This window comes from Bacillus sp. FSL H8-0547 (genome assembly GCA_038002745.1).
Classification (GTDB): domain Bacteria; phylum Bacillota; class Bacilli; order Bacillales; family Bacillaceae; genus Bacillus_P.
Map to the genome: position 1 here is coordinate 2590918 of JBBODD010000001.1, position 25793 is coordinate 2616710.

Below are 25793 nucleotides of genomic sequence, written 5' to 3' on the forward strand. Positions count from 1 at the left end.
GTTACCATGAGTACAAAATTCGAAACAGGTTCTGTTTACACAGGCAAAGTAACAGGAATCCAGCGCTACGGTGCGTTTGTTGCATTAGATGAGTCTACACAAGGACTAGTTCACATTTCTGAGATCGCACACGGTTTTGTTAAAGACATTAACGAACAGCTGAAAGTAGGAGACGAAGTACAAGTAAAAGTACTTTCTGTTGACGAAGCAGCAGGCAAAATCAGCCTTTCTATCCGCGCAACTCAAGAAGCTCCTGCACAAACAGAAGCTCCAAAGAAGCCTAAAAAGCGCCAGGCTACAGTAAAAGCTACTCCAGCTTACACAAACGAAACTCCACAAGGCTTCAACACGCTTAAAGAGAAGCTTGAAGAGTGGATCGAGCAATCAAAACAAACAAACAAATAAGCACGTGAAAAGAATGCATCCGGCTGGATGGATTCTTTTTTTTGCATGAAAAAAGCACCGGATCAGGATCCGGTGCTTTTTCTGTGCTTAAAAATATAATTTGTTCAAGGTTGCGGAATACATGATAAAGGTATCTTCGGTAAGCGGAAGCGCCTAAATCCTCAGTCAGAACAAATCCGACGGAAAAGTCAAAACCGGACTTTTCCGTCGGATTCTTATCTGCCGAACGGATTTAACCAAGGCGCTTCCGCTTTTGATCTTAGCGTGCTTCCGGTTTTGGTTCTGTACGGCCGAGCTCAGCTGCCGGCTTGAAGAGAATGGCAAGGTTGATTAAACCTGCGATTCCGACAAGTCCATAAATAATTCTTGAAAGGGCAGCATCCTGGCCGCCAAAAATTGCTGCCACTAAATCAAATTGAAAGAAGCCGATTAGCCCCCAGTTGATTGCTCCGATAATCGTAAGTACAAGTGCAATACGCTGTAATGCGCTCATGCTGATAACCTCCTTGGATGTAAGAATTCACTAATAGAATGCGGAGATGTCATCGAAATTATACACATGCTAAAAAAAAGCTTTTACAAGCGCATTTCTTGCAAAAAACATTCCAAACAGGTCATACTTACTTTATAAAAAATAAGGAGGCGATTGATTGTGGAAAACTTTACATACCATAATCCAACGAAATTAATTTTTGGAAAAGACCAGCTACAGCAGCTTCAGACCGAGGTGACAAAGTACGGCAAAAATGTTCTCCTGGTTTATGGCGGAGGAAGCATTAAACGAAACGGACTGTACGACAAAGTACTTGCTGAACTTGAGAAAACCGGATCAAACGTCTTTGAACTTTCCGGTGTAGAACCGAATCCAAGACTTTCAACCGTTCACCGCGGCGTAAATATCTGCAAAAGCGAAAACATTGACTTCCTGCTTGCTGTAGGCGGCGGAAGTGTCATTGACTGTACAAAAGCCATTGCGGCCGGAGCTAAATATGATGGAGATGCGTGGGACATCGTGACCAAAAAGCATACTCCTTCAGAGGCTCTTCCGTTTGGAACTGTTCTGACGCTTGCTGCGACAGGTTCAGAAATGAACGCAGGTTCCGTTATTACAAACTGGGAAACACAGGAGAAATACGGCTGGGGAAGTCCGCTGACATTCCCGAAATTCTCAATCCTTGATCCTGTCAACACGTACACAGTTCCTCAGGATCAAACCGTGTACGGCATGGTTGACATGATGTCTCACGTATTTGAGCAATATTTCCATCATACAAAAAACACGCCGCTTCAGGACCGTTTCTGTGAATCGACTCTGAAAACAGTCATCGAAACAGCACCAAAATTGATGAAAGACCTTGAAAATTATGAGCTCCGCGAAACGATCCTTTATTCAGGAACGATCGCATTGAACGGATCTCTTCAGATGGGCTACCGCGGCGACTGGGCAACACACAATATCGAGCACGCTGTCTCAGCTGTTTATGATATTCCTCATGCCGGAGGCCTTGCCATCCTGTTCCCTAACTGGATGAGACATACGCTTGATGAGAACCTTGACCGCTTCAAACAGCTTGCTGTCCGCGTGTTTGAAGTGGATACAGAAGGCAAATCAGACCGCGATGTTGCGCTTGAAGGAATCGACAAGCTCAGCGCATTCTGGAGCAGCCTTGGAGCACCAAGCCGCCTGGCTGACTACGACATCACAGACGAGAAACTTGATCTAATTGCAGATAAAGCAATGGCGAACGGCGAGTTCGGCAACTTTAAAAAGCTGAACAAAGAAGATGTTCTTGCCATCTTGAAAGCTTCACTTTAATGGCACAGGCACCCTGCATCTGCAGGGTGTTTTCATTTATTTTTAAATGATCGCGTTTTCATTTTTTGGTCCGCTTGATTTACAAACACAGTTTCGTTAAAGTGAAAGAGGATTAAAATTTTAGGAACGATGGAGGAACTGCAATGACACATGTTCGTTTTGATTACTCAAAAGCGCTGTCATTTTTTGGTGAGCATGAGCTTACATACCTGCGCGATTTCGTAAAAGTTGCGCATCACTCAATTCATGAAAAAACAGGAGCGGGAAGCGACTTCCTTGGCTGGGTTGACCTTCCTGAGGCATACGATAAAGAGGAATTTGCACGCATTCAAAAAAGTGCAGAAAAAATCAAATCTGATTCAGATGTTCTTTTAGTCGTTGGAATCGGCGGATCTTATCTTGGCGCGCGTGCTGCCCTTGAAATGCTGAACCACTCTTTCTACAATGCATTGTCTAAAGAACAGCGCAAAACGCCGCAAATCATTTTTGTCGGCAACAACATCAGCTCTACTTACATGAAAGACCTGATGGACCTGATTGAAGGACGCGACTTCTCAATCAACGTCATTTCAAAATCAGGCACAACAACTGAGCCTGCTCTTGCTTTCCGTATTTTCCGCAAGCTGCTTGAAGAAAAGTACGGAAAAGAAGAAGCAAAAACACGCATCTATGCGACAACAGACAAAGCCCGCGGTGCTTTAAAAACACTTGCTTCAGAAGAAGGGTACGAGTCCTTCATCATCCCTGATGATGTTGGCGGACGCTACTCTGTTCTCACTGCTGTCGGCTTGCTTCCAATCGCTGCTGCAGGAGCGGATATTGAAGAAATGATGAAAGGCGCAGCCGCTGCCATGAACGATTTCTCAACATCTGAGCTTGAAGAAAATGCTGCTTACCAATATGCAGCCGTTCGCAACGCGCTGTATAACCGCGGCAAAACGATTGAAATGCTCATTAACTACGAGCCGGGTCTTCAATATTTCTCAGAGTGGTGGAAACAGCTGTTTGGCGAAAGTGAAGGAAAAGACCAAAAAGGCATTTTCCCTGCTTCAGCAAACTTCTCAACAGACCTGCACTCAATGGGCCAATACGTGCAGGAGGGACGCCGTGATCTTTTTGAAACCGTCCTTAACGTTGAAAAACCGCGTCACGAGATTACAATCGAATCAGAAGAAAACGATCTTGACGGCTTGAACTACCTTGCAGGCGAAACAGTTGACTTCGTCAACAAGAAAGCTTTCCAGGGTACGATGCTTGCTCACACAGACGGAGGCGTTCCAAACCTGATTGTGAACCTTCCGGAAATGAACGAGTACACATTCGGCTATCTTGTCTATTTCTTCGAAAAAGCCTGTGCGATGAGCGGATACCTGCTTGGCGTAAATCCATTTGACCAGCCGGGTGTTGAAGCTTACAAAGTAAACATGTTTGCTTTGCTTGGCAAACCAGGATTTGAAGAGGTTAAAGCTGAGCTTGAAAAGCGTTTGAAATAAAAGTAACTGGCAGCCCGGAGTAATTTAACCGGGCTGCTTTTTTTGCGGGGAAATACGGGGAAATAAAAGCAGGGCCTGTGAAGCCAAAAATTGATTTCGGTGGGTAAGCTTGGGCAGGACAGGGTAAGCAAAAGGATGAATCGTACCCAGCAAGAGCGCAAAATAGCATGGACAGGGTAAGCAAAGGGAAGAATCGTACCCAGCAAGAGCGAAAAACGGCATGGTCAGGGTAAGCAAAGGGAAGAATCGTACCCAGCTAAAAGCAAAAAACGGCATGAGAGGGTAAGCAAACCTTCCGAAATATGTCATTCCCTCCGCTTCCCTTCCTCATAAAAAACAGTTATCAGGAGAACCTACTTTAAAAAGGAGGTCGAATCTCATGATTGAAATTCCATCGAAACTGGAAGGGAAATCGTTCAAGCTGTATCATCTTGAAACACAATTAAAGCCGCTTGGGTATGCTATCGGCGGGGGCTGGGACTATGATCACGGATCGTTTGATTATAAGATTGATGATGAGGTGGGCTATCAGTTTTTGCGTGTTCCGTTTACGGCAGCTGACGGCCAGCTGGATTCGCCGAATACAACCGTCACGCTCTCAAGTCCCTACTTGCTTTCGCACAAATATCAGATAGGTCTTGATGACAATGTTCATATTGGAAATGTAAAGGCATCGTTTGACCAGTTTCAGGAGCCGCAGGACAAAGATGCCGATTTTCCGGAGAAATATATAGATGCAGGCAGGGAGTTGGTTAAAGAGCTTGAGGATCTGCTGCTTGATTAATGAGTAATCATAATCAGAAGATCCTCTTCTTTAAGAATCTGGGAGATCGGCGGATTAAGTTTCGTCTGATCTCCTTTTTTGATGCCAATTAGCAAGTATTCTTTTTCAAGCATAGAGTGGCTGGCATCGTGAAAGGTTTTTCCCACTAGCTCAGGAGGAATCGGAATGATTTTAAAGTAGTTTCCGTTGGCGGGATTCAGTTCTGAATATACACTCGACAACCCGTACTTGGCCAGGTAGCTGTTCATCATCAAGTGGCTTGAAAGCTGATAGGATTTGATTATTTCATCAGCTCCCGCTCTTTTGGCATTATTCACATGCATCCCGGTAACAAGCTCGACAACCGTATAAAGGTCAGGGTTCATGCCTTTTAAGGCAAGCAGGATTAAAATCGACTGCATGTCGGCATCCGTTTCACTTTTATACTGGTCGGCCGTGATGATTGCTGCATCAGCTTTTTCAATGTTTGCTTTGATCAGTGTCCGGTCAATAGTGGGATTGCCTTTAATGAAATGCAGATTTTCAATTAATGGAGACTCCTCGAGCGTGTCATCAATCAGCACGATGTTTTTATAGGGCTTTACCTTTTGCAGAGTCTCAATAAGCTCATTTGATTTTTCATTCCATCCAATAATCACGACATGATTACCATATTTGTAGGCCGTTTCTCCCTTTAGGTAAGAATGCTGCTTCTGAAAAGCTGCCGCCGACAATGTGGCAAAGTAGGTCGTAACAAATCCGGCACCAATAAGGATGAGTACAATGCCTACTGATCTTCCGGCAACCGTTTCTGGAACATAATCGCCGAACCCGACGGTGGATACGGTGACAAGTGCCCACCAGATTCCGTCAAAAACGGTCGGGAATACGTCTGGTTCTATTAGGGCTATCACTTGTCCAAAGAGAAGGACAATCAGCATCACGATTAAAATAATGCGCACATATAGAGGCCATCTCAGCCAGTCTACAAGCAGTTTATTCGATCTCAAAGCTCACACCTGCCTTATTTTTTGTTTGGTAAAAATGATAGGACCTCACGGATAATGGCATTTATTTTCTCCGAAACAGTTTCTGTTCCATAGGCTTCAATTGCTTTTTCAATTGCAGCAACTGTATCCTCTTTAAATTCAATCACCGGCTTTTCTTCTTCAGCATCATTGTAGAATTGAATGAATACATCAAGCCCCTCATTCATTTTGTCGATGGCCTCGCTAAGTGCAGTCTTTTCCTCATCAGACAGTTTCATCTCATCACTTCCTTGATTTCAAACATGCTTTTATGTAGTATGTGCAAGTTTCTCCCATTTTTTCTACTTGTTTCGTTTATGTATGCATAGTCAGGGATTGCGGAAGATAAAAGAAAACTCAAGTGAAAAGGTTGAGACATGGTGATAAAGCGATACGTGAGCGTAAAAAAGAAATTTTGGATCAGCCAGACTGCGGCTTTTATGTGGATGCTCTTCTCTGTCTTCCTTTCTCTTCCATGGCTGAGGGAGCTTGCTGAGCTGACCGGGCTGCCGCTAGCCATCTTCATTATTGGCGGCATTGCCTACATACCGGGATTTTTGAATGCCTTTTTGATCACCAGCCTGCTGATTGACAGGCAGCCTCCATATAAAAACAGCAGTCCTGCGATTCCGGTCACCATTTTGATTGCGGCTAAGAATGAAGAGAAGAATATCGGGACGACAATCAGGTATTTGGCCAATCAGGATTACATGGGAAGTCTTGAAGTGATTGTAGTGGATAACGGATCTGAGGACTCCACCACATCAGAAGCCATAGAAGCAGGGACTTCCTATGGCATTCCTGTGCGTCTCCTCCATGAAGAAAATCCGGGGAAATATCATGCGCTGAACAAAGGCATTAATGAAACAATGACGGATTTCGTTCTTACTCTTGATGCAGATACGCTGCTGCACAAAAGTGCTGTCCGGCGCATTGTTTCAAGGATGATCAGTTCCCCGGAGGATGTTTGTGCTGTAGCAGGAACGATTCTTGTCAGAAACAGCAGGGAAAATCTTCTGACAAAAATGCAGGAGTGGGACTACTTCCTCGGCATTGCAGCCATCAAAAGGCTTCAGGGATTATATCAGGGAACGCTCGTTGCACAGGGGGCATTCAGTTTGTACAAAACGTCTGCTGTAAGGGAAATCGGCGGATGGCCGGAAGCGATAGGGGAGGACATTGTTCTGACCTGGCGATTTCTTCATCACGGGTACAGAGTGTACTTTGAGCCTTTGTCTGTTGCGTTTACAGAAGTTCCGGCTTCCTTCCGTCACTTTGCCAGGCAGCGGTCGAGGTGGGCAAGGGGGATGATTGAAGCGCTGAAGGAAATGAAGCCGTGGCATCAGCCGGCCATTTTTGCGAAATTCCTGACGGGCATTAATTTCATCATGCCGTATCTTGATTTTACGTATACCGTTTTCTGGATTCCCGGCCTGATTCTCGCTTTTTTCGGTCATTACTGGATTGTCGGGCCGATGACCCTTTTTGTTCTGCCTCTTACCCTGATCAGCTATTTGAGCATCTATACCTATCAGAAAAAAGTGTTCAGGGAACTTGATTTAAAAGTAAGAAAAAATATCACAGGCTTCTTTTTCTTCGTTTTAAGCTACCAGCTGATCATGGCTCCTGTTTCCGTCTGGGGATACTTTCAGGAGGTTTTCAGGCTGAAAAGAACCTGGAAATAAATAAAATGCTAAAGTAACGCGAAAAAGCAAAGAATAAAATCAAATAAAACGGAATCCGGGTTTCACCTTATGAAAGGAGGTGACCCTTGTCCATGCAGGATGAGGGAACTCTTTGATCGCCACAAATCTAATTCTAGTCGCTTTTTTAATTGCAGCTACAGGCTTTTTTGTCGCTGCAGAATTTGCCATTGTAAAGGTAAGAAGCTCAAGAATTGATCAGCTCGTAGGAGAAGGAAATAAAAAAGCGATTGCTGCCAAAAAAGTAACGGGAAGTCTTGATGAATATCTTTCAGCCTGCCAGCTTGGGATTACAATTACAGCTCTCGGTCTGGGGTGGCTCGGGGAGCCGACCATTGAAAGGCTTCTTCATCCACTGTTTGATTCATGGGGAGTCAATCCGTCGCTGTCAGGAATTTTATCGTTCGTCCTGGCGTTTGTGACGATCACGTATCTTCATGTGGTTATTGGGGAGCTTGCCCCAAAGACCCTTGCCATTCAGAAAGCGGAATGGGTCACGATGAATCTTTCGAGGCCGCTTATTCTTTTTTATAAAATCATGTTTCCCTTTATTAAAACGCTGAATGGGTCTGCCCAGATGATTGTCAAAATGTTTGGCCTGCATCCGGCATCTGAACACGAGATGGCCCATACGGAAGAAGAGCTCCGCATCATCTTGTCAGAAAGCTTGAAAAGCGGGGAGATCAATCAGTCCGAGTATAAGTATGTAAATAAAATATTTGAATTTGATAACCGGATTGCGAAAGAAATCATGATCCCAAGAACAGAAATGGTTACTGTTGCACTGGAAGATTCATTCGAAGAAAACCTTGAAATCATGAGAAGCGAAAGATACACCAGGTATCCGCTTGAACACGAAGACAAAGACAACATCATCGGTCTTGTGAACATTAAGGAAGTGCTTGATGCGCTTTATATGTCAAAAGACGGCGTGCTCCTTAAAAATTACATCCGGCCGGTGATTAAAGTTATTGAGACCATTCCGATTCAGGATCTGCTCCTGAGAATGCAAAAGGACCGGATCCATATGGCCATTCTTGTTGATGAATACGGCGGAACAGCCGGACTTGTGACAGTTGAGGATATTCTTGAAGAAATTGTCGGCGAGATCCGCGATGAATTTGACATCGATGAACTCCCGAATGTGCAGAAGAAAAGCGAAACCCACTATATTTTTGACGGAAAAGCGCTTATTGAGGAAGTGAATGATCTTCTTCAGACAAACATTGATTCCGAAGATGTGGATACAATCGGCGGATGGGTGCTTACTGAAATGATTGACGTTCAAAAAGGAGATAAAATCACCGCAGAAGGCTATGAATTTACTGTAACGGATATGGAAGGCCATCACATCATAACACTTGAAGCCAAAAAGAAAATAGAAGCAGCCGCAGGCGATCCTGAGTGATTGCCTGTTTTTTGTGCCGATGAAAATTCCAGTAAACCATTCTTGAAAAAAGTCCATTCCTCTGATAGCATTAGTTGGTTCTTATTGATATGAAAGAGGGATTTTAACATGAAAGCTTACCGTTTTCCGCTTATTTTGCTTTCATCAGTCGTGATTGGCGGTATTATCGGACTGATGTTTGGCGAAAAAGCTGTGTTTTTAAAGCCGTTCGGCGATTTGTTTTTAAATGCCATGTTTACGGTTGTTGTACCGCTTGTCTTCTTTACGATTGCTTCATCCATTGCAAATATGGGAGGAACGAAGCGGCTTGGAAAGATTATGGGCAGCATGCTCGCTGTGTTCCTGTTTACAGGATTGATTGCAGCCATTTACATGACGGCTGTCGTAAAAATCATCCCTCCTGCACAAGGTGTGACGCTGCAGCTTGAAAAGCCGGAGGCGATGGAGGATGTAACACTGGCTGATCAGATTGTCAGCACGTTTACGGTTCCTGATTTTGTCGAACTGTTCTCAAGAAACAACATGCTTGCGATGATCGTTTTCTCCGTATTGGTCGGTCTTTCCGTTTCCATGATCGGGGAAAAAGGAAAGCCGTTTGCAAGCTTTCTCGCGTCCGGTTCTGAAGTGCTGATGAAACTTGTCTCCATCATTATGTACTATGCACCGATCGGACTTGGCGCTTATTTTGCAACTCTTGTCGGAGAATACGGGCCGATGCTTCTCGGCACCTATTTCAGAGCAGGTGTGATGTATTATGCAGCAGCCTTTATTTACTTTATCATTGCGTTTACGGTTTACGCATTTATTGCGGGCAGAAAACAGGGAGTGACAGTCTTCTGGAAAAACATGCTGTCTCCGACAATCACTTCTCTTGCAACGTGCAGCAGTGCAGCATCCATCCCGGTCAACCTTGAGGCGACGAAAAAAATGGGTGTCAGTGCAGATATCAGGGAAACGACCGTACCTCTTGGGGCCGCTCTTCATAAAGATGGTTCCGTTCTTGGAGGAGTTCTGAAAATTGTGTTCTTGTTCGGTATTTTTGACATGAGCTTTTCAGGATTTGGCACGATCACAAGCGTGATACTAGTAGCCATCCTTGTCGGAACGGTCATGGGAGCGATCCCGAGCGGGGGAATGATCGGCGAAATGCTCATTCTGACGCTTTACGGGTTCCCGCCTGAAGCGCTGCCTATTATTGCGGCGATCTCAACGATCATTGATCCTCCTGCAACCATGCTGAATGCTACAGGCGATAACGTCAGCAGCATGATGGTGTCCCGCATGGTCGAAGGCAAGAACTGGCTGAAGAAGAAAACAGCTGAAGTCAGCTCTAAAATTGCGTGAATAGAGGAGAAAGCTATCCAGAGAGGATAGCTTTTTTCTTTTGATTCGGTAATACAGGCAGTTTCTCCTCTGCACTCAGCGTTTTTTAAGGAATTCAAAGGAAATTGTTCAATCTTTAACACAATTAGAGTATAATACTTTTTAGTAATGAAAACTTAGCATAAATGTAAGCGAATACTTTTTACTTGAAACACTTTCCCGTTCGTCTTACTGGACGTTAAGGTTGAAATAAAGGAGTGCTGTATATGAAAAAAATGTGGTGGAAAGAAGCGGTTGCCTACCAGATCTATCCAAGAAGCTTTATGGATTCGAATGGGGACGGTATCGGCGATATCCGCGGAATTATTTCTAAACTCGATTATTTGAAGGACTTTGGAATCGATGTCATCTGGATTTGTCCGATTTTCTCTTCTCCAAATGCAGATAATGGGTACGATATCAGCGATTATCAGGATATCATGGCTGATTTTGGAACAATGGAAGACTTCGATGAACTCCTGGCAGAGGTCCATAAAAGAGACATGAAGCTGATTTTGGATCTTGTTGTTAATCATACAAGTGATGAGCATCCATGGTTCATTGAATCACGCGAGTCAAAAGACAATGAAAAGCGCGACTGGTACATCTGGCGCGACGGCAAAAACGGCAAAGAGCCAAACAACTGGGAAAGTATTTTCAGCGGTTCTGCCTGGGAGTATGATGAAAAAACAGATCAGTACTACATGCACGTTTTTGCAACAAAGCAGCCGGATTTAAACTGGAAAAACCAGGACATGAGACAGGCTGTTTATGAAATGATCAACTGGTGGCTTGATAAAGGAATCGACGGCTTCCGTGTAGATGCGATTTCCCACATCAACAAAAAAGAAGGGTTCCCGGATCTTCCAAATCCAAACGGTCTTGATTTTGTTTCATCATTTGATTACCACATGAATGTTGAGGGCATTATGGAGCATTTGAGCGAGCTGAAAGCGCAAACGTTTGCACGTTATGACATCATGACAGTCGGCGAAGCGAACGGCGTTAAGCTTGAACAGGCAGAGGACTGGGTCGGCGATACAAACGGAATCTTCAACATGATCTTCCAGTTTGAGCACCTTGGCCTTTGGGACAATGGACTTGAAGGATCAGTTGATCTTGTCAAACTGAAAGAAACTCTTACTAAATGGCAGAAGGGCCTTGATGGAAACGGCTGGAATGCTCTTTTCCTTGAAAATCATGATCAGCCGCGTTCTGTTTCAACATGGGGCGATGACAAAGAGTATCTTGTAGAAAGCGCAAAAGCACTTGGCGCTATGTACTTTATGATGCAGGGTACACCGTTCATTTACCAGGGACAGGAGCTCGGCATGAAAAATGTTCACCTTCCATCCATCGATGATTACGACGATGTAGCCATGAAAAACCTTTACCGCATTGAAACGGCAAAAGGACGCTCACACGAAGAAATCATGGAAATCATCTGGCATAAAGGCCGTGACAATTCACGTACGCCAATGCAATGGAATGATGAGAAAAACGGCGGCTTCTCAACAGGAACTCCTTGGTTCGGCGCCAATGAAAACTACAAGGAAACAAACGTTGAAAAGCAGCTGAAAGATGAAAACTCTGTCTACCATTTCTACAAAAAGATGATTGATCTGCGAAAAGAAAATGATGTCCTTGTTTATGGAACCTATGACTTAATCCTTCCAAAGGATAAACAAATTTACGCTTATACCCGTACGTTTGAAGGTAAAACAGCGTTGATTATTTCGAATATCAGCAACAAGAACGCATTTTATCAGTACAGCGGTCTGCCGCTTTCAAGCGATAACCTAGTGCTTCAAAACTATAAAACAGATAAGCACAACCACACAACTTCATTTACATTAAAACCGTTTGAGACACGTGTATATATCTTTTAATGTTAAAAACTGCCTATAAGGATGATTCCTTTAGGCAGTTTTTTTTAGGATGAAAAAGGAGGAATCCGGGCTTTTCGGGTGCTTTCTGATCTGTTGTGCCTGCGCTTTTCTTAACGGGGACTTCTGGATGTTTCCAAATGTTTCTTGCAATAGTAAAATGATGAAGTTGAACTTATAAGTGTCAGGAGAGGTCTAATTGAAGAAGTACAAACAGCGCCTGCTGAAAAAAATAAGAGAGCAGATTGACAGATGGTATGGATACCAGCACGCAGTTGAACAGGATGAGGTCATACGTTTTCTGCACTCGCTTGCAGGAACAGCTCCAACGATCGGAATGGAGCAGGTGGGAAAGGCTGCAGCGGCACAGCTGCTTCTGGCGGAAAAGCGGAAGAGAGACACATGGAGGCTGTCCGAACTGCAAAACCTTCTTTTTCCGCTGATATCAGCATGCTATGAAGCAGAAATGGACATTGAGGAAGGGACTGTGCCAAACAGGGAAAAACGCATTTCTTCAGGAGACGAACTTATTCTGCTCATAGATGATGACATTACCCTCTTAATGTATTTAAAGGAAGAACTGGAACTGCATGGATTTACGGCGGCTATATTTACAGACTCAGACCGTGCCATGAAAGCCTATTACGATCTCGCTCCTGACTGTGTGGTGATTGACAGACATATGAAACAGGAAAACGGGTTTGAGGTTGTTGTGCAGCTGAAAGAACTGATGCAGAAAAAGTATGTACCTGCCATTATGATCAGCGCAGATGCATCAAGGGAAACGAGACTTGACAGCTATAGATACGGTGCTGACGATTTCATCCTAAAGCCATTTGATCTGGAAGAATTTTTAGTCAGGGTCAGACGCCAGATCGAACGGAAAAAGCAGCTGGAAGAATTGATTGTCGTTGATGAACTGACAAAGGTGTATAACAGAAAATTTCTGAATCCAGCCTACACAAGGCTTGCAGCGCGCATGAAGCGGGAGGGGAGCTTCTTCACGCTTGCTATGCTTGATCTTGATTATTTTAAAAAAATCAATGATACATACGGTCACCTTGAAGGCGACGAAGTATTAAGAGAATTCTCCCAGTGCCTGAGAGACAACTTGAGAAACAGTGATACGGTCATCCGGTACGGCGGGGAGGAATTTATTATCCTGCTTCCCAATGCCGGTCAAAAAGAAGCAATGGAAGTCATCGGGAGAATTAAGGAATCGTTCTCAGCCCACGTTTTTAAGCGTCCGGATCATACCTCATACTCCTGCACATTTTCGGCAGGGTTAATGGCCGTCCCACCTGAACAGGCTATGAGTGTCGAACATGCAATTGAATGTGCGGATGCCGCGCTCTATCAGGCAAAAGAAAATGGAAGAAACGCAATCGCGGTTTACCGGTCAACTGTGACAGAGCCAGTTGAAAAAGTGCTGAATGTTGCTGTTGTTGATGATGATCCGATTATAAGAACCATTCTTGAAGATGTGTTCCGGAAGAGTCCTCTGCTTGATCAGTACTGTCTGAATATCGGATTGTATGCAGACGGCATGGAATTTCTTGAAGCGCACCCTTTCAGCAAAAGGGAAAATCACTTTGTCGTTCTGGATGGAATGATGCCCAAAATGGATGGCACAGAGGTCCTGCAGAAAATAAGATCTCTGCCCAACCAGCATTTGTTCACGGTCATGATGCTGACATCCCGCAAAAGCGGAAGAGATGCGGCGAGAGCCCTGCAGCTTGGCGCGGATGATTATATGACAAAACCGTTCAGACTTGAAGAGCTTGAAACCCGTCTTTATCATCTTGCAAAAAGGATGACGAAATAATGGATGTCCTGACGCCCCGTCAGCTTTTTTTGCTTCTGGTCTGGTCGTTTCTTCTGCTGACAGTTCTGCTTGTCTATTTATCTGCAGCGAAAACCATCAGAAAAAGAAAACAAAAACGCCTGATCGAATCTAAAGAAGCGTGCAGACTTGCCCTTTTCAATTATCTAAGAGATGATTCAGCCGAATTTCAGTATCCGGGCAGGCATGCGCTGAGTGACCTGCTGCTTGAATACAGCAATGTTCTTCAGGATGAAAACATGCAAATAAGAATGACAGCTCTTGCAAAAAAACATTTGACAGGATGGCTGAAAAAAGAATTGAAGTCTTTTAGCTGGAGCTCAAGAATGAATGCACTCTATATCATTGAAAATATAAGACTCTATCATTTGCTTGAAGAAGTAAAGCAGCTTGCCGGAAAACGTCATTTGACGACTGAGGAAGAAGCGGTGATTTCAAGAATTCTTGCCTCGTCCGGGGATGAGGGCTTTCTTGAACAAATGATAAACAGCAGCAGGCATTTATCGGATTTTACCATCGTGAGCATCCTGCAGAACTGCGGGCCTGATCATCTCCGCATCTTTTATCAAACATACGGGGACCTTCCTGAACGCTTAAGGTACAATCTGATTACTCTAATAGGCGATATGCAGCTGTTTGAACAGAAAAGCCTGATTGAAAAGCTGCTTATGAAAGGTGACGAGGAAGAAAAATTGAGGTCTTTAAAAGCAGCTGCTGATATGGTCCTTCCAGTAAAACCGGCCATCATTGCACCTTTTATCTATTCGCCTAACTGGCTTGAAAGAATGATGGCGCTGAAAGTGATTGGCTCATTGAGAGCGGAAGTCTTTTTAGAAGCTGCGAAGGATCTCCTTTCTGATAAAGAATATATGGTCAGGCTGGAAGCAGCCAAAACCATCTTTACATTTAAAAACGGAAAACAGCTGCTTGAGGAAGTCATTCATCATTCGGATGATCTTTTTGCAAGAGACATGGCCCTTGAGTGGATTACAAAAGGAGGCGGCAGAAATGAGTCTGTTCGATACAATTCTTGAGACGTCAGCCTGGGTTCTGCTCGGCTATATGTGCTTTGTCGTTGCTGTATATGGCGGAATGCTCATCGTCTCGCTTTTAACGGTGAGAAAACAGTTCAACCTGAATAAAACCGAACCATATGAGGAGCTTCTGCATTCGGTTTATACAAAGCCCGTTTCCATTCTTGTCCCTGCCTATAATGAGTCAGCGGGAATATACGGAACGATCCGGTCTCTTATCAGTATTGAATATCCTGAATATGAAATGCTTGTCATTAACGACGGATCAACAGATGACACACTCGAGAAATTAATTGTGCGTTTTCAGTTAAAGAAAATAAGCCGGGTTGTGAGAAAACAGCTGAGTACAAAGGAAATCAAAGCAGTATATCAATCAGATCTTTATCCCAATCTGTATGTAATTGATAAGGAGAACGGCGGAAAAGCAGACGCTCTGAATGCAGGGATTAACTTTTCCCGTTTCCCTTACTTCTGTTCCCTTGATGGTGACTCCGTCATTGAAAGAAATGCGTTTCTGAAGGTGCTAAAGCCGATAATTGAATCTGGGGATGACGTCATTGCCACAGGAGGAAGCATCCGGATTGCAAATGGATGTACAATCCGAAACGGTGAGCTGACTGCGGTCGGCCTGTCTGACAAACCCCTGGTTGTCATGCAGGTCATCGAATATTTACGGGCGTTTCTGGCTGGAAGAATCGGCTTAAGCAGGACAAATCTGCTGCTGATTGTATCCGGTGCTTTTGGCGTTTTTTCAAAACGGTGGGTCATTGAAGCCGGAGGATATTCCCATACAGTCGGAGAAGATATGGAGCTTGTCGTCAGGCTTCACAGAATGATCAAGGAAAGAAAGCTTAATAAAAAGATTGTCTATGTCCCTGATCCCGTTTGCTGGACAGAGGCGCCTGAATCGGCAAGATTTTTAAGAAGACAGCGAAAGCGGTGGCACAGAGGCCTGTTTGAAAGCATCTGGATACACAGGAAGCTTCTATTGAACCCAAAATACAAATCAATAGGACTGATTTCGATGCCCTATTATTTTTTCGTTGAATTTTTAGGGCCGATTGTGGAACTGGCGGGTTATCTCCTCTTGATTGTTGCCTGGTTCAGAGGCGATGTTTATGTGGACGTGGCTCTAATGTTCTTCCTTTTGTCTGTGATTTACGGTTCTCTCTTCTCTGTTGCGGCTGTTCTGCTGGAAGAATGGAGCATGGAAAAATACCCCCATGTCAGCCAGCTTTTCGTGCTGTTTGTCTACGCCATGACAGAATCTTTCTGGTACAGGCCGCTGACAGTGTTCTGGAGAATAGAAGGAATAATTGATGTCATAACCGGAAGAAAGGGCTGGGGAGACATGGTCAGAAAAGGAGTTTCAAGTGAATAAAAAAATCGGAGTACTTGTTTGTGCGTGTCTTGCTGCCTCTGTCCTGCTCTCGGCACCCCTCTGGCACTGGCTTTTCCTGAAGGATACGGAAAAACTTCCAATGCTGATTCTCAACAAAACAGCGGAGGATGATACCCTCAGAGAGCATAAAGGAATCACCTGGCTGTTAAATCATCTGAAAAAAACGAAGGAAGACGGAACAAGCTACAGCCTGGCGGGTGATTATTCAGGCTATGTGCCTGCTTCAAAAAAGATCCGCGAACTTCCAGGTGACCTCAGCCATTATTCGCATCTTTACCTGGCAGACTCATACGGGGTGCGTTCAAATAAGTCCGGAGAGTTGATCTACGGAGGGATGACCCTTGAGGAAGCAGACAGAATCCAGCAGTCGGTCAAAACAAACGGCCAGACCATTTTTGCGGAATTTAATACGTTTGCCGAGCCCACAGAGCCAGAAGCGAGAAGGAAACTTGAAGACTTATTTGGATTGGAGTGGACCGGCTGGACGGGGCGGTATTTTTTGGACCTTGGAAGCGACGAGGTGCCGGAATGGGTTAAAAGATCCTATGAAACGCAGCACAGCAAAACGTATCGCTTCAGCGGGCAGGGGCTGATACTCGTCAGTGAAAAAGAAGAGCTCATGATCGTTCCTGAGGAAGACTTTGGCGGAAAGCATCCTTTGAGCTTTTCTTTTACAAAGCAAGGGAAAAAGGAACTTGGGCTTGATGCTGAACTGAAGTACAACTACTGGTTTGACATCATGGAGCCTGCAGGAGCAAAAGTTCTTGCCTCCTATCATCTGCATGTGAATGCTCAAACAGAGGCGAAGCTCTCGGAAAAAGGAGTTCCCCTCTCTATGCCGGCAGTGCTTCATCATTCAGGCCGGGGCTATGATGCCTATTATTTTGCAGGGGACTACGCAGATGCGAATGATATACCTGACTTTTATCAGGCATCGGGAATAACAGACTGGAAAAAACTTACCTCTTCCGATAAAAAGGGGAGAACGGACGGATTTTTCTGGAAAGCATATGTACCTATGATGAAAACCATTCTTGAAAAAGACAGACATGAGGAAAAGAACCGAACGATCAATCACGATGTTTCGGAAGCTGATGGGACGAAGCTCACTGCCAGGGCTGGGAAAGAACGTCTGCAGGTCTTTAAGGAAGGACGCTGGCAGGACATTCTCATAAAAGGAGTGAACATGGGAATTGCAAAACCCGGATCATTTCCCGGCGAAGCAGCGATTTCAAAAAGCGAATATGCCCGCTGGATCCGGCAGATCGGAGAGTTGAACGCCAATGCCATCCGGATCTACACCATTCATCCTCCCGCATTCTACGAAGCATTATATGAATACAATCAGAAGGCGGAGGAGCCGATTTATCTTTTTCATGGAGTCTGGGCAGAAGAAGAACAGCTACTGGAAAAGAAAGATGTATTTGATACAGAAGTGACAGAAGACTTTAAAAAAGAGATGAAGAGAATTGTGGATCTGATCCATGGAAATGCGAAACTCGCAGAACGGCCCGGACATGCTTCGGGAGAATATACGGCCGATTTGTCGCCCTATGTTCTCGGCTGGATTCTTGGAGTGGAATGGGATCCTGATGTGGTTGCATCAACCAATGCGAAGCATCCTGATAAGACATCCTTTCATGGTGCATACATAAAGACAGCAGAAGCTCAGCCCTTTGAAGTCTGGCTTTCAGAGATCATGAATGACACAATCGCCTATGAAAAAGAAACCTATCACTGGACGAGGCCCGTGAGCTTTACGAACTGGGTGACAACGGATCTATTGAGCCATCCGTCAGAACCTCTTAAAAAAGAGGATATGGTCTCTGTAGATCCCAATGTCATGAAGTCTTCGGGACCGGCGGGACTTTTTGCTTCCTATCACATCTATCCCTATTATCCGGATTTTTTAAATTTGGAAAAAAAATATGTTTCCTACATTGATCACAGGGGAGAAAAGAACAATTACGCAGGTTATTTGGCAGATTTAAAGACACGGCATGATATGCCGCTTCTGGCTGCAGAATTCGGCATCCCTTCATCAAGGGGAATGACGCATAAAAATGTTCACGGGAAACATCAGGGATTCCACAGCGAGCAAGAGCAGGGTGAAATGGTAAGTGCTCTTTTCGAGGATATCGTTCATGAAAATCTTGCAGGCGGGCTGATTTTTTCCTGGCAGGATGAGTGGTTCAAACGGACGTGGAATACGATGGATTATGACAACCCCGACAGACGGCCGATGTGGGACAATGTGCAGACGAATGAACAGAATTTCGGGCTGCTGGACTTCAGCCCGGGAATGCAGGATACAATGATCAAGCCTGACGGGAAGACCGGTGACTGGGAGGCAGGCAGCCATTCCCCCGTATACTCAGATTCATCCGGCTGGGTAAAAGATATCTATCTGACAAGTGACGAGCAGGGACTCATTATCCGGATGGACCTTCAAAAGGGAAAGTGGAACGCGGGACGCCACAGCCTGAATATCCTCTTTGACACAGTTCCGGATCAGGGTCAGGATCATCCTCCTGAGCAGGAGTACATAAGTGCTGCAGGAACGGATTTTTCCGCCGCCATAGATCCGGAAGGAGAATCAAGGCTTTTGATTGACAGCTATTATGACACGTTTTACTACCATTACGGCCAGCAGCTGAAGATGATTCCCGAGGTGCCTTATGCAAACAGTAAAAACAACGGCATTTATCACCCGATCAGACTAACATTGAATAAAAAACTGACGATAAATACAGCAGAAGGCAGACGGGAAATTCCTTTTTCTTTCTACGAAACAGGGCTTCTTGAAAAAGGAAATGCCAATCCTGATGACCCTGACTATCTTTCCCTTGCAGACTATCAAATAGACGAAAAAACAAACACAGCCGAAATCAGAATTCCCTGGCTCCTGCTTAACATGAAAGACCCAAGCACGCGCGAGGCGATGGGGGATATATGGAGAGGCGGAACAGCAAGCAGCGTCAACACAAAAGGCATTCACCTTGCGTTTCTTTTAATAGATAAAAGAACGGGGAACATTGAGGGAACTGTTCCGGAGATTAAAAATGAAGATCTCCCAAAGGAAAAATGGCTCTTCTATACATGGGAGGAATGGAACGGCCCATCCTATCATGAACGACTGAAGAAATCCTATCCAATTGTGCAGAAAACGTTTAAAGAAATAGAGTGAACCGGGACAAGGAGGCACAGACAATGGCCAGAATTCTTCTTGCAGAAGATGAGGAAGTTCTTCGCATGCTTATAACAGATACACTTGAGGATAACGGGCACCAGATAGATGAAGCATCAGACGGGGAAGAAGCATACAGGCTTATTCAGCAGCATGAATATGAGCTGATCATCCTCGATTATATGATGCCGGTGTACACGGGTATGGAGCTCATTAAGAAAATCAAGAAGCATCCAAAACAGTCCGGAGCGAAAGTGATGATGCTGAGCGCCAAAAGCCAGGCTGCCGATCAGCAGAGCGTCCTCAAGGCAGGAGCGGATGAATTTGTTTCCAAACCATTCAGTCCGCTCATGCTTATGGACAAAGTGGAGGAGATTTTAAGCAGTGATTAATAGATTGGTAAAGAAGAGTGTCACGAGGCAATTTGGGCTGATGGCAGCAGCGGCAATTATTCTGTTTTCCATAGTAATTGGCGTTTATGTCTTCTGGCAAAATGCCATAACTGAAGAATTTAAAGAACGCAACCGTCAGCTTGATTTGAAAGAAAATGCAACGATTGTCCTGAACGATTCCTACAATAAGGCGATTTCCGAATTCAGGGCCTACTTCGCCTATGGTCAGAACGGCAAAAACAAACTTTATTACAACAGGGGAATGGAACAAAAAGAGACCGTCCTGAAGGCATACGAAGATCTGGAAGCACTTGCTGAAAATGACTATGATCTTGCCTTTCTTCAGCAGGCAAGCACCTTTTATCAACTCTATTTTCTGGATCTTCTTCCGAAAACGGTAGCAGCATATGAACGGGGAAATACATCCGAAGTAACCAGAACAGCTGTTGAAGGAGGATCTGAAAGAGTAAGAGTTTTTCAGACAGGACTTGAAGATTACAGTGCCAAAATTGAGCGGGAAATCAATGAAAACAGGGAGCAGTTTACCGGCAGCCTGTTTACCAGTCAGATTTTGTTTCTTATCGTGCTTGTTTTCATGATTGGCACGCTGATTGCGATGATCAGAAGGTATTTGAGAAAAATGCAGGAGCCTCTTCAGATCCTTACAGCTGCAGCGGGTGAAATTGCAGCAGGCAAGGATGTCATTTTTGACAGCAGCTCAAACCGGCAGGATGAGCTGGGGCTTTTGCATGTTGCTTTTTCAAAAATGAGCAAAAGCATTGCTGAAAAAGAACAGGATTTAACAGCTCAGAATGAAGAACTGATCGCCCAGCAGGACGAACTTCAGGTTCAGCAGGATGAACTGCGTTCAGCTCTTGAAAAAATGTGGGAAAGAGAGTCGCAGCTCACACTCCGTAATGAACTAAGCAACAGCATAGCAAATACACTTGATAAGCAAAAGCTTTTGACAAGCATAATCACTGCCATGTGCCGTATTTCAAAAGCAGATAGGGGCATTGTCGTCATGGCTGACCAGCCTGAACACTATGCAGCGGTATCACTGTCAGAAACGGCGGTCAGAACCATTCTTGGCAATATGAATTCAGGGCTCATAGATGGAGTGAAAAAGACAAAGCAGGCAAAAGTCTATAAGCGTCTTGCAGATCCTGAGGAAACCGGATACCACGAATCACCGCAGTATTCCTATGATCTTTATCTGCCGGTTCTCTCATCCGGTGAACGTACGGAAGCGATCATGATCTTCACGAAGTTTAATGAGGAGTTCGGTGAAAAAGAGATAGCTGAATACACATCAATGACCAAAAACATTGCTCTTTCATTGGACAAGCTGAAGCTTTACGAGCAGGCTGAACAGGACAGGGAAATGGTCAGACACATTCTGAATACCATCCATGAGGGCATTCAGCTGGTTGATCTGAACGGAGTAAGTCTGCAAGTTAACACAACCATGAGCAGCATGCTTTTATGCAGAGGCGAGGATTTGGCTTTTGCCTCATTTGATGAATGGTTCAGCCATTTCTCTTCTGTCGTGTCAGATCCTGTGGAGCTTGGGAGATTTTTGGAAAGGGTCATTTTTTCGCGTGAACCTGTGCAGGACAGCTTTACCTATAGAATGAATAATGGAACCGTAGTAAACCTTTATGCAGAACCGTTATACAGGAATGGACGGCGCCTTGGAACGGTAATGGTCCACCGCGATATTACGAAAGAGTACGAAGTGGATCAAATGAAGTCTGAATTTGTCAGCACGGTCAGCCATGAGCTCAGGACCCCGCTTGCAAGCGTCCTTGGCTTTACGGAATTGCTGCTGTATAAAGACCTGAAACCGGAAAGAAGGAAAAAATACTTATCGACCATTTATCAGGAAGGTAAGCGTCTGACCAATCTAATTAACAATTTTCTTGATGTTCAGAGGCTGGAATCAGGGAAACAGACCTATGAAAAGAGGCTTGGCGATCTTTCCGTCATTCTCGGGGAAGTCGTTGAAGAACAGCAGATCCTGACATCAGATCACCGGTTTTATTTTCATACAAGCGCCAAAAACGCCATGGTTCTCGGAGACAGAGATATGTTAAAGCAGGCCTTTCAGAATCTTGCCGGAAACGCCGTCAAATATTCTCCGGACGGCGGAAATATCTCGGTTATTCTGTTTGAAGAGAATGGTTGGCTGAAAGTGGAGATAAAAGATGAAGGGCTTGGAATTCCTGAAGATGCAAAGGACAAATTGTTTACGAAATTTTACCGCGCAGACAATTCCGACCGCAGAAAAATTGGCGGAACAGGCCTTGGGCTCTCAATCGTGAAAGAAATCATAAAAGCACACAGCGGCGAGATTTCCGTTCATTCAAAGATTGGGGAAGGAAGCACGTTTACTGTTTCATTGCCATTGCATGATGCCTCAGGTCATTCACCTGCCCCTGAAACTGATGGATCGTCATCTGCCAATATCCTGATTATTGAAAATGACGAAAACTTTGCAAGTCTGCTTAAAGCAGAGTTTGAGGAAATGGGACTAAGCACAGCCGTGATGCTGAGGGGCGACCAGGCTCTGGAAGAGGCGGTTTCACTGAGGCCGGATGCTGTCGTTCTTGATATTTTGCTTTCTGATGATGATTTAAACGGGTGGGATGTTCTGGACCGATTAAAACAGGTCCCGCATCTTGCAGAAATTCCAGTTTTTATATCAACAGCTCTTAATGAAAAGGATAAAGCAGCAGACCTTGGCGCAGCAGGCTGTTTGATTAAACCGTATCAGCCCGGTGAACTAATAAAGCTTGTCATAAAAACGATTCTGGACCGAAAGAGCAGTCTTTCCGAGATGGAACCCTGAGTACAGGGTTCGTTTCTTGTATCATCCTTTGGAAATAAGCTATCCTTTAGAAAAGGAAGCATTAAAAAGAAAGGGAGGATGAACGTGCTTAAATCATTTAAACTGGAAACGAAAAGCAGAGATCAAATGATTGATATCACTGTACAAGTTGAGGACTTGATTCAGGAATACGGCTTCAAGGAAGGAACTGCTGTCATCTATTGTCCGCACACCACTGCAGGAATCACAATCAATGAAAATGCGGATCCTGATGTGAAAACAGACATGATCAAACGCTTTGACGAAGTCTATCCGTGGTTTGAAGAAAAGGACAGGCATGCCGAAGGGAACACCGCTGCTCATATGAAAGCGAGTACAGTCGGCTCTTCGCAGCATGTGATTATTACAGAAGGGCGCCTGTTGCTCGGAACTTGGCAGGGAGTCTACTTCTGTGAATTCGACGGGCCGAGAACCCGGACATTTTATGTAAAGGTGCAGGCAGATGGGGAAAAGATATCGTAACTTAGACGGAGTGGAAAATACGAAAAGCTTCTCTGATTTCAGAAAATGGATGAAAGAGAGAAAAGCGAAAAAGAAGGATTTGTCGGTCTCCATTGAAAGGCTGGATAATCCTCAGTCGGAAGAAGTGTCGGCTAACCTTTCAAAAAACAGTGTGACCTGGATTGGCCATTCTACGTTCTTGATTCAGACTGGCGGCATCAATATCCTTACTGACCCGGTCTGGGCGGAGCGGATGGGCATGCAGAGGAGATTGACGAAACCGGGCATGCCAATCCGGGCACTTCCGGAAATTGACGCTGTCCTGATATCTCACGGACATTATGATCACCTGGATTTTGCATCGATCAGAAAGCTCAAGGGGGACCCGGTTTTTTACGTGCCCGAAGGTCTTGGTGCTTCCTTCAGAAGAAGAGGGTATAAGAACGTGAAAGAAGCTGCGTGGTGGGAAGCCTATGACAAAGAGGACGTCAGATTTACATTCGTTCCTGCTCAGCACTGGACGCGCAGAACCCTGTGGGATACAAATACTTCCCACTGGGGAGGATGGGTCATTGAACACAGGGGCCACTCTATTTATTTTGCCGGTGACTCCGGATACTTCCGCGGCTTTAAAGAAATTGGAGAAAAAATGTCTGTCGATGCCGTTCTGATGCCCATTGGAGCTTACGAGCCTGAGTGGTTTATGAAGGTATCGCACATCAATCCCGAGGATGCAGTCACAGCGTACCTTGATTTGAACGCGAAAGGACCGTTTGTTCCCATGCATTACGGTGCATTCAGGCTGGCCGACGATACAGGACCTGAAGCTTTGGAGAGGCTGCTTGCAGAATGGGAGAAGCGTGCACTTGACCCTGATAAGCTTAACGTCATGAAAATCGGAGAAACATGGTGGATGTGAGCATTGATGAAAATCAGTGCTTTTTTTTGTTGTGAAATAAGAACATCAGCTGGGAAGGAGCCTGAGCTTGATGGCACAAAAAGCGAAGCGTGATAAGAACCATCAACAGAAAAAATCTTGCGTTTGATGGAACCGAACAGCAAGATAAGAACCACCAACAGGAAAGACCTCGTGCTTGATGGAACCCAACAGCCTGATAAGAACCACCAACAGAAAAAATCACAAGCATGATGGTCCTGATAGGCGTGATAAGAACCACCAACAGAAAAAATCACAAGCATGATGGTCCTGATAGGCGTGATAAGAACCATCAACAGAAAAAATCACAAGCATGATGGTCCTGATAGGCGTGATAAGAACCACCAACAGAAAAAATCACAAGCATGATGGTCCTGATAGGGTGATAAGAACCACGAACAGAAAAAATCACAAGCTTGCTGGTCCTGATAGGCGTGATAAGAACCATCAACAGAAAAAATCGTGCGTTTGATGGACCCAACAGCATTATAAGAACCACCAAAAGAAAAAATCTCGTGCTTGCTGGTCCTGATAGGTATGATAAGGACCACCAACAGAAAAGATCTCGTGCTTGCTGGCACTAATAAGTGTGATAAGAACCATCAACAGAAAAGATCTTGTGCTTGATGGAACCCAACAGCCTGATAAGGACCATCAACAGAAAAGATCTTGTGCCTGATGGAACCGAACAGCCTGATAAGAACCATCAACAGAAAAGATCTTGTGCCTGATGGAACCGAACAGCCTGATAAGAACCATCAACAGAAAAAATCTCGTGCTTGATGGAACCCAACAGCATGATAAGAACCACCAAAAGAAAAAATCTTCTATTTGATAGAACTAATCTGAGTAAATGTTTTAATCACATCCCCAGCAGCTCCTCCTCCACACAAAAAAACAGACCACCAAAGTGATCTGCTCCTCTCAGCCCCGAACCCTGTGTGCGGCGCGTTCTTCTTTTTTAGAAGGAATAAATTCTTTAAAGCTCTTTAGAGTTTCCGGTGTTTCTTTCGCAATTTCGATTGTTTCCTGAACGGTTTTCTTCTTATACTCTACGTCAGACATAATTTTTTCCTGAGTGGCGGAGAGTCTGGTAGTTTCATTTTGAATGCTTTCGGTTTGTTTTTGAAGGCGGTTTGCCGTTTCCTGGAGATCCTGAATGACAGGCTGGGATTTTTTGAAGGTGCGGATGGATGAGACACCTAGATAGATAAGGGCCAGGACAACAAGCGCAATGCTTATGTATACAATGATCATCGGTAACACTCCTTTGTCAGCGGTCTTTCTCTTTTTTTACCCAAGTTTGACCGATTTTAATCTTCGTCCGAGAGGGAAGGCCGCAGATTCTCCCTGCCCTTCAGCCAGTACCTGATGCCTTTTCCGGCATACGGTTCGTCTTTGAAGCGGGGGATGATATGAAGGTGGGTGTGAAAAATGTGCTGCCCTCCGGCCTCATTTGTATTCCAGCCGATCGTATAGCCATCAGGCTCGTGCTCTTGATCGAGCAGCTCTTTCACTTCCTGAAGCAGACTGTATGTTGCATTCCATTCATCCTGGGTTAAATCAAACATAGTAGGGCGGTGCTCTCTAGGGACGATCAGGCCTGATCCAATAAGGATGTTTTGGGGCATCTGAAGAAAGAGACAATGGTCGTTGGACAGGACAATTTTCTGATCTTCTATCATTTGGGGGTTGCAAAGGGGACACAGCTCATCCAACTTCAAACAGCTCCTATCTTTGAGTGTCTATTTTTTACCATTTTAGCACAACCGGGTAAAAGGAGAACGGATTTTGCTCCGGATC

The 25793-nt window shown here is 44.7% G+C and carries 21 protein-coding genes; 16 read left to right on the forward strand and 5 right to left on the reverse strand.

The features are described 5' to 3' along the window. The first annotated feature begins 6 nt into the window (after nt 1–6). Nucleotides 7–405 (forward strand): S1 domain-containing post-transcriptional regulator GSP13, encoded by a 399-nt coding sequence (yugI, locus tag MHB63_12740; GenBank protein MEK3807403.1) that lies wholly within the window; start codon nt 7–9, stop codon nt 403–405. A gap of 259 nt (nt 406–664) precedes the next feature. On the opposite strand, the gene MHB63_12745 is transcribed toward yugI, so the two are convergent. Next, nucleotides 665–898 (reverse strand): DUF378 domain-containing protein, encoded by a 234-nt coding sequence (locus MHB63_12745; GenBank protein ID MEK3807404.1) that lies wholly within the window; start codon nt 896–898, stop codon nt 665–667. Nucleotides 899–1057: 159 nt separating this feature from the next. On the opposite strand from MHB63_12745, the gene MHB63_12750 reads away from it, so the two are divergent. The 3 genes from MHB63_12750 (at nt 1058) to MHB63_12760 (ending at nt 4498) form a co-directional block, all read left to right on the forward strand. After that, on the forward strand, nt 1058–2221 hold the full coding sequence (locus MHB63_12750) for an iron-containing alcohol dehydrogenase (protein MEK3807405.1): 1164 nt from the start codon (nt 1058–1060) through the stop codon (nt 2219–2221). Between the two features lie 143 nt (nt 2222–2364). After that, nucleotides 2365–3714, forward strand: a complete 1350-nt coding sequence (locus MHB63_12755) for a glucose-6-phosphate isomerase (GenBank protein MEK3807406.1) — start codon at nt 2365–2367, stop codon at nt 3712–3714. 379 nt (nt 3715–4093) lie between these two features. Continuing rightward, complete coding sequence (locus MHB63_12760; GenBank protein ID MEK3807407.1) at nt 4094–4498, forward strand: YugN-like family protein; 405 nt, start codon at nt 4094–4096, stop codon at nt 4496–4498. Here MHB63_12760 and MHB63_12765 read toward each other — a convergent pair. Both MHB63_12765 and MHB63_12770 read right to left on the reverse strand, forming a co-directional pair. Next, complete coding sequence (locus MHB63_12765) at nt 4495–5487, reverse strand: potassium channel protein (protein MEK3807408.1); 993 nt, start codon at nt 5485–5487, stop codon at nt 4495–4497. The genes MHB63_12760 and MHB63_12765 overlap by 4 nt on opposite strands. 14 nt (nt 5488–5501) lie before the next feature. Further along, nucleotides 5502–5744, reverse strand: a complete 243-nt coding sequence (locus MHB63_12770) for an atypical membrane-integrating protein (Mistic protein) (GenBank protein MEK3807409.1) — start codon at nt 5742–5744, stop codon at nt 5502–5504. 201 nt (nt 5745–5945) lie between these two features. Between MHB63_12770 and MHB63_12775 the strand changes: the two genes are divergently transcribed. The 12 genes from MHB63_12775 to MHB63_12830 all read left to right on the forward strand — a co-directional run bounded on the left by MHB63_12775 (nt 5946) and on the right by MHB63_12830 (nt 23972). Next, nucleotides 5946–7190 carry a glycosyltransferase family 2 protein gene (locus MHB63_12775; protein MEK3807410.1) on the forward strand — a complete coding sequence of 415 codons (1245 nt, stop codon included), beginning with the start codon at nt 5946–5948 and terminating at the stop codon, nt 7188–7190. Between the two features lie 112 nt (nt 7191–7302). Continuing rightward, a complete protein-coding gene (locus MHB63_12780) occupies nt 7303–8616 on the forward strand; it encodes a hemolysin family protein (protein MEK3807411.1) in 1314 nt (437 codons plus the stop codon). Nucleotides 8617–8724: 108 nt separating this feature from the next. Next, on the forward strand, nt 8725–9960 hold the full coding sequence (locus MHB63_12785; protein MEK3807412.1) for a dicarboxylate/amino acid:cation symporter: 1236 nt from the start codon (nt 8725–8727) through the stop codon (nt 9958–9960). Nucleotides 9961–10205: 245 nt separating this feature from the next. After that, nucleotides 10206–11867 carry an alpha-glucosidase gene (locus MHB63_12790; protein MEK3807413.1) on the forward strand — a complete coding sequence of 554 codons (1662 nt, stop codon included), beginning with the start codon at nt 10206–10208 and terminating at the stop codon, nt 11865–11867. Between the two features lie 196 nt (nt 11868–12063). Continuing rightward, complete coding sequence (locus MHB63_12795; GenBank protein ID MEK3807414.1) at nt 12064–13689, forward strand: diguanylate cyclase; 1626 nt, start codon at nt 12064–12066, stop codon at nt 13687–13689. Next, nucleotides 13689–14741: a HEAT repeat domain-containing protein gene (locus tag MHB63_12800; GenBank protein ID MEK3807415.1), complete on the forward strand. Its 1053-nt coding sequence runs from the start codon at nt 13689–13691 to the stop codon at nt 14739–14741. Before MHB63_12795 ends, MHB63_12800 begins: the two co-directional genes overlap by 1 nt. Before the next feature lie 28 nt (nt 14742–14769). Further along, nucleotides 14770–16122, forward strand: coding sequence for a glycosyltransferase (locus tag MHB63_12805; protein ID MEK3807416.1), 1353 nt, complete (start codon nt 14770–14772; stop codon nt 16120–16122). Further along, a complete protein-coding gene (locus tag MHB63_12810; protein MEK3807417.1) occupies nt 16115–19330 on the forward strand; it encodes a hypothetical protein in 3216 nt (1071 codons plus the stop codon). The genes MHB63_12805 and MHB63_12810 overlap by 8 nt, the downstream gene beginning before the upstream one ends. A gap of 23 nt (nt 19331–19353) precedes the next feature. After that, entirely contained in the window at nt 19354–19722 is a 369-nt protein-coding gene (locus MHB63_12815) for a response regulator (GenBank protein MEK3807418.1), read from the forward strand. After that, a complete protein-coding gene (locus tag MHB63_12820) occupies nt 19715–22573 on the forward strand; it encodes an ATP-binding protein (GenBank protein MEK3807419.1) in 2859 nt (952 codons plus the stop codon). Before MHB63_12815 ends, MHB63_12820 begins: the two co-directional genes overlap by 8 nt. Nucleotides 22574–22657: 84 nt before the next feature. Continuing rightward, entirely contained in the window at nt 22658–23074 is a 417-nt protein-coding gene (locus MHB63_12825; GenBank protein MEK3807420.1) for a secondary thiamine-phosphate synthase enzyme YjbQ, read from the forward strand. After that, complete coding sequence (locus MHB63_12830) at nt 23055–23972, forward strand: MBL fold metallo-hydrolase (GenBank protein ID MEK3807421.1); 918 nt, start codon at nt 23055–23057, stop codon at nt 23970–23972. The genes MHB63_12825 and MHB63_12830 overlap by 20 nt, the downstream gene beginning before the upstream one ends. A 942-nt stretch (nt 23973–24914) precedes the next feature. Here the strand turns inward: MHB63_12830 and MHB63_12835 are convergent. Both MHB63_12835 and MHB63_12840 read right to left on the reverse strand, forming a co-directional pair. After that, nucleotides 24915–25247 carry a DUF948 domain-containing protein gene (locus MHB63_12835; GenBank protein ID MEK3807422.1) on the reverse strand — a complete coding sequence of 111 codons (333 nt, stop codon included), beginning with the start codon at nt 25245–25247 and terminating at the stop codon, nt 24915–24917. A 56-nt stretch (nt 25248–25303) separates the two neighbouring features. After that, the gene (locus tag MHB63_12840; GenBank protein ID MEK3807423.1) at nt 25304–25675 is read right to left on the reverse strand and encodes an HIT family protein; all 372 of its coding nucleotides are present in this window, start codon (nt 25673–25675) and stop codon (nt 25304–25306) included. Between the last annotated feature and the right edge of the window lie 118 nt (nt 25676–25793).

Excerpts from the sequence above, each read along its gene's own strand:
- MHB63_12775 (MEK3807410.1), top strand. The coding sequence starts at position 5,946 with ATGTGGATGCTCTTCTCTGTCTTCCTTTCTCTTCCATGGCTGAGGGAG.
- MHB63_12805 (MEK3807416.1), top strand. The coding sequence starts at position 14,770 with ATGTGCTTTGTCGTTGCTGTATATGGCGGAATGCTCATCGTCTCGCTT.
- MHB63_12785 (MEK3807412.1), top strand. The coding sequence starts at position 8,725 with ATGAAAGCTTACCGTTTTCCGCTTATTTTGCTTTCATCAGTCGTGATT.
- MHB63_12770 (MEK3807409.1), bottom strand. The coding sequence starts at position 5,744 with ATGAAACTGTCTGATGAGGAAAAGACTGCACTTAGCGAGGCCATCGAC.
- MHB63_12760 (MEK3807407.1), top strand. The coding sequence starts at position 4,094 with ATGATTGAAATTCCATCGAAACTGGAAGGGAAATCGTTCAAGCTGTAT.
- MHB63_12745 (MEK3807404.1), bottom strand. The coding sequence starts at position 898 with ATGAGCGCATTACAGCGTATTGCACTTGTACTTACGATTATCGGAGCA.
- yugI (MEK3807403.1), top strand. The coding sequence starts at position 7 with ATGAGTACAAAATTCGAAACAGGTTCTGTTTACACAGGCAAAGTAACA.
- MHB63_12790 (MEK3807413.1), top strand. The coding sequence starts at position 10,206 with ATGAAAAAAATGTGGTGGAAAGAAGCGGTTGCCTACCAGATCTATCCA.
- MHB63_12840 (MEK3807423.1), bottom strand. The coding sequence starts at position 25,675 with ATGATAGAAGATCAGAAAATTGTCCTGTCCAACGACCATTGTCTCTTT.
- MHB63_12835 (MEK3807422.1), bottom strand. The coding sequence starts at position 25,247 with ATGATCATTGTATACATAAGCATTGCGCTTGTTGTCCTGGCCCTTATC.
- MHB63_12815 (MEK3807418.1), top strand. The coding sequence starts at position 19,354 with ATGGCCAGAATTCTTCTTGCAGAAGATGAGGAAGTTCTTCGCATGCTT.
- MHB63_12755 (MEK3807406.1), top strand. The coding sequence starts at position 2,365 with ATGACACATGTTCGTTTTGATTACTCAAAAGCGCTGTCATTTTTTGGT.
- MHB63_12830 (MEK3807421.1), top strand. The coding sequence starts at position 23,055 with ATGGGGAAAAGATATCGTAACTTAGACGGAGTGGAAAATACGAAAAGC.
- MHB63_12800 (MEK3807415.1), top strand. The coding sequence starts at position 13,689 with ATGGATGTCCTGACGCCCCGTCAGCTTTTTTTGCTTCTGGTCTGGTCG.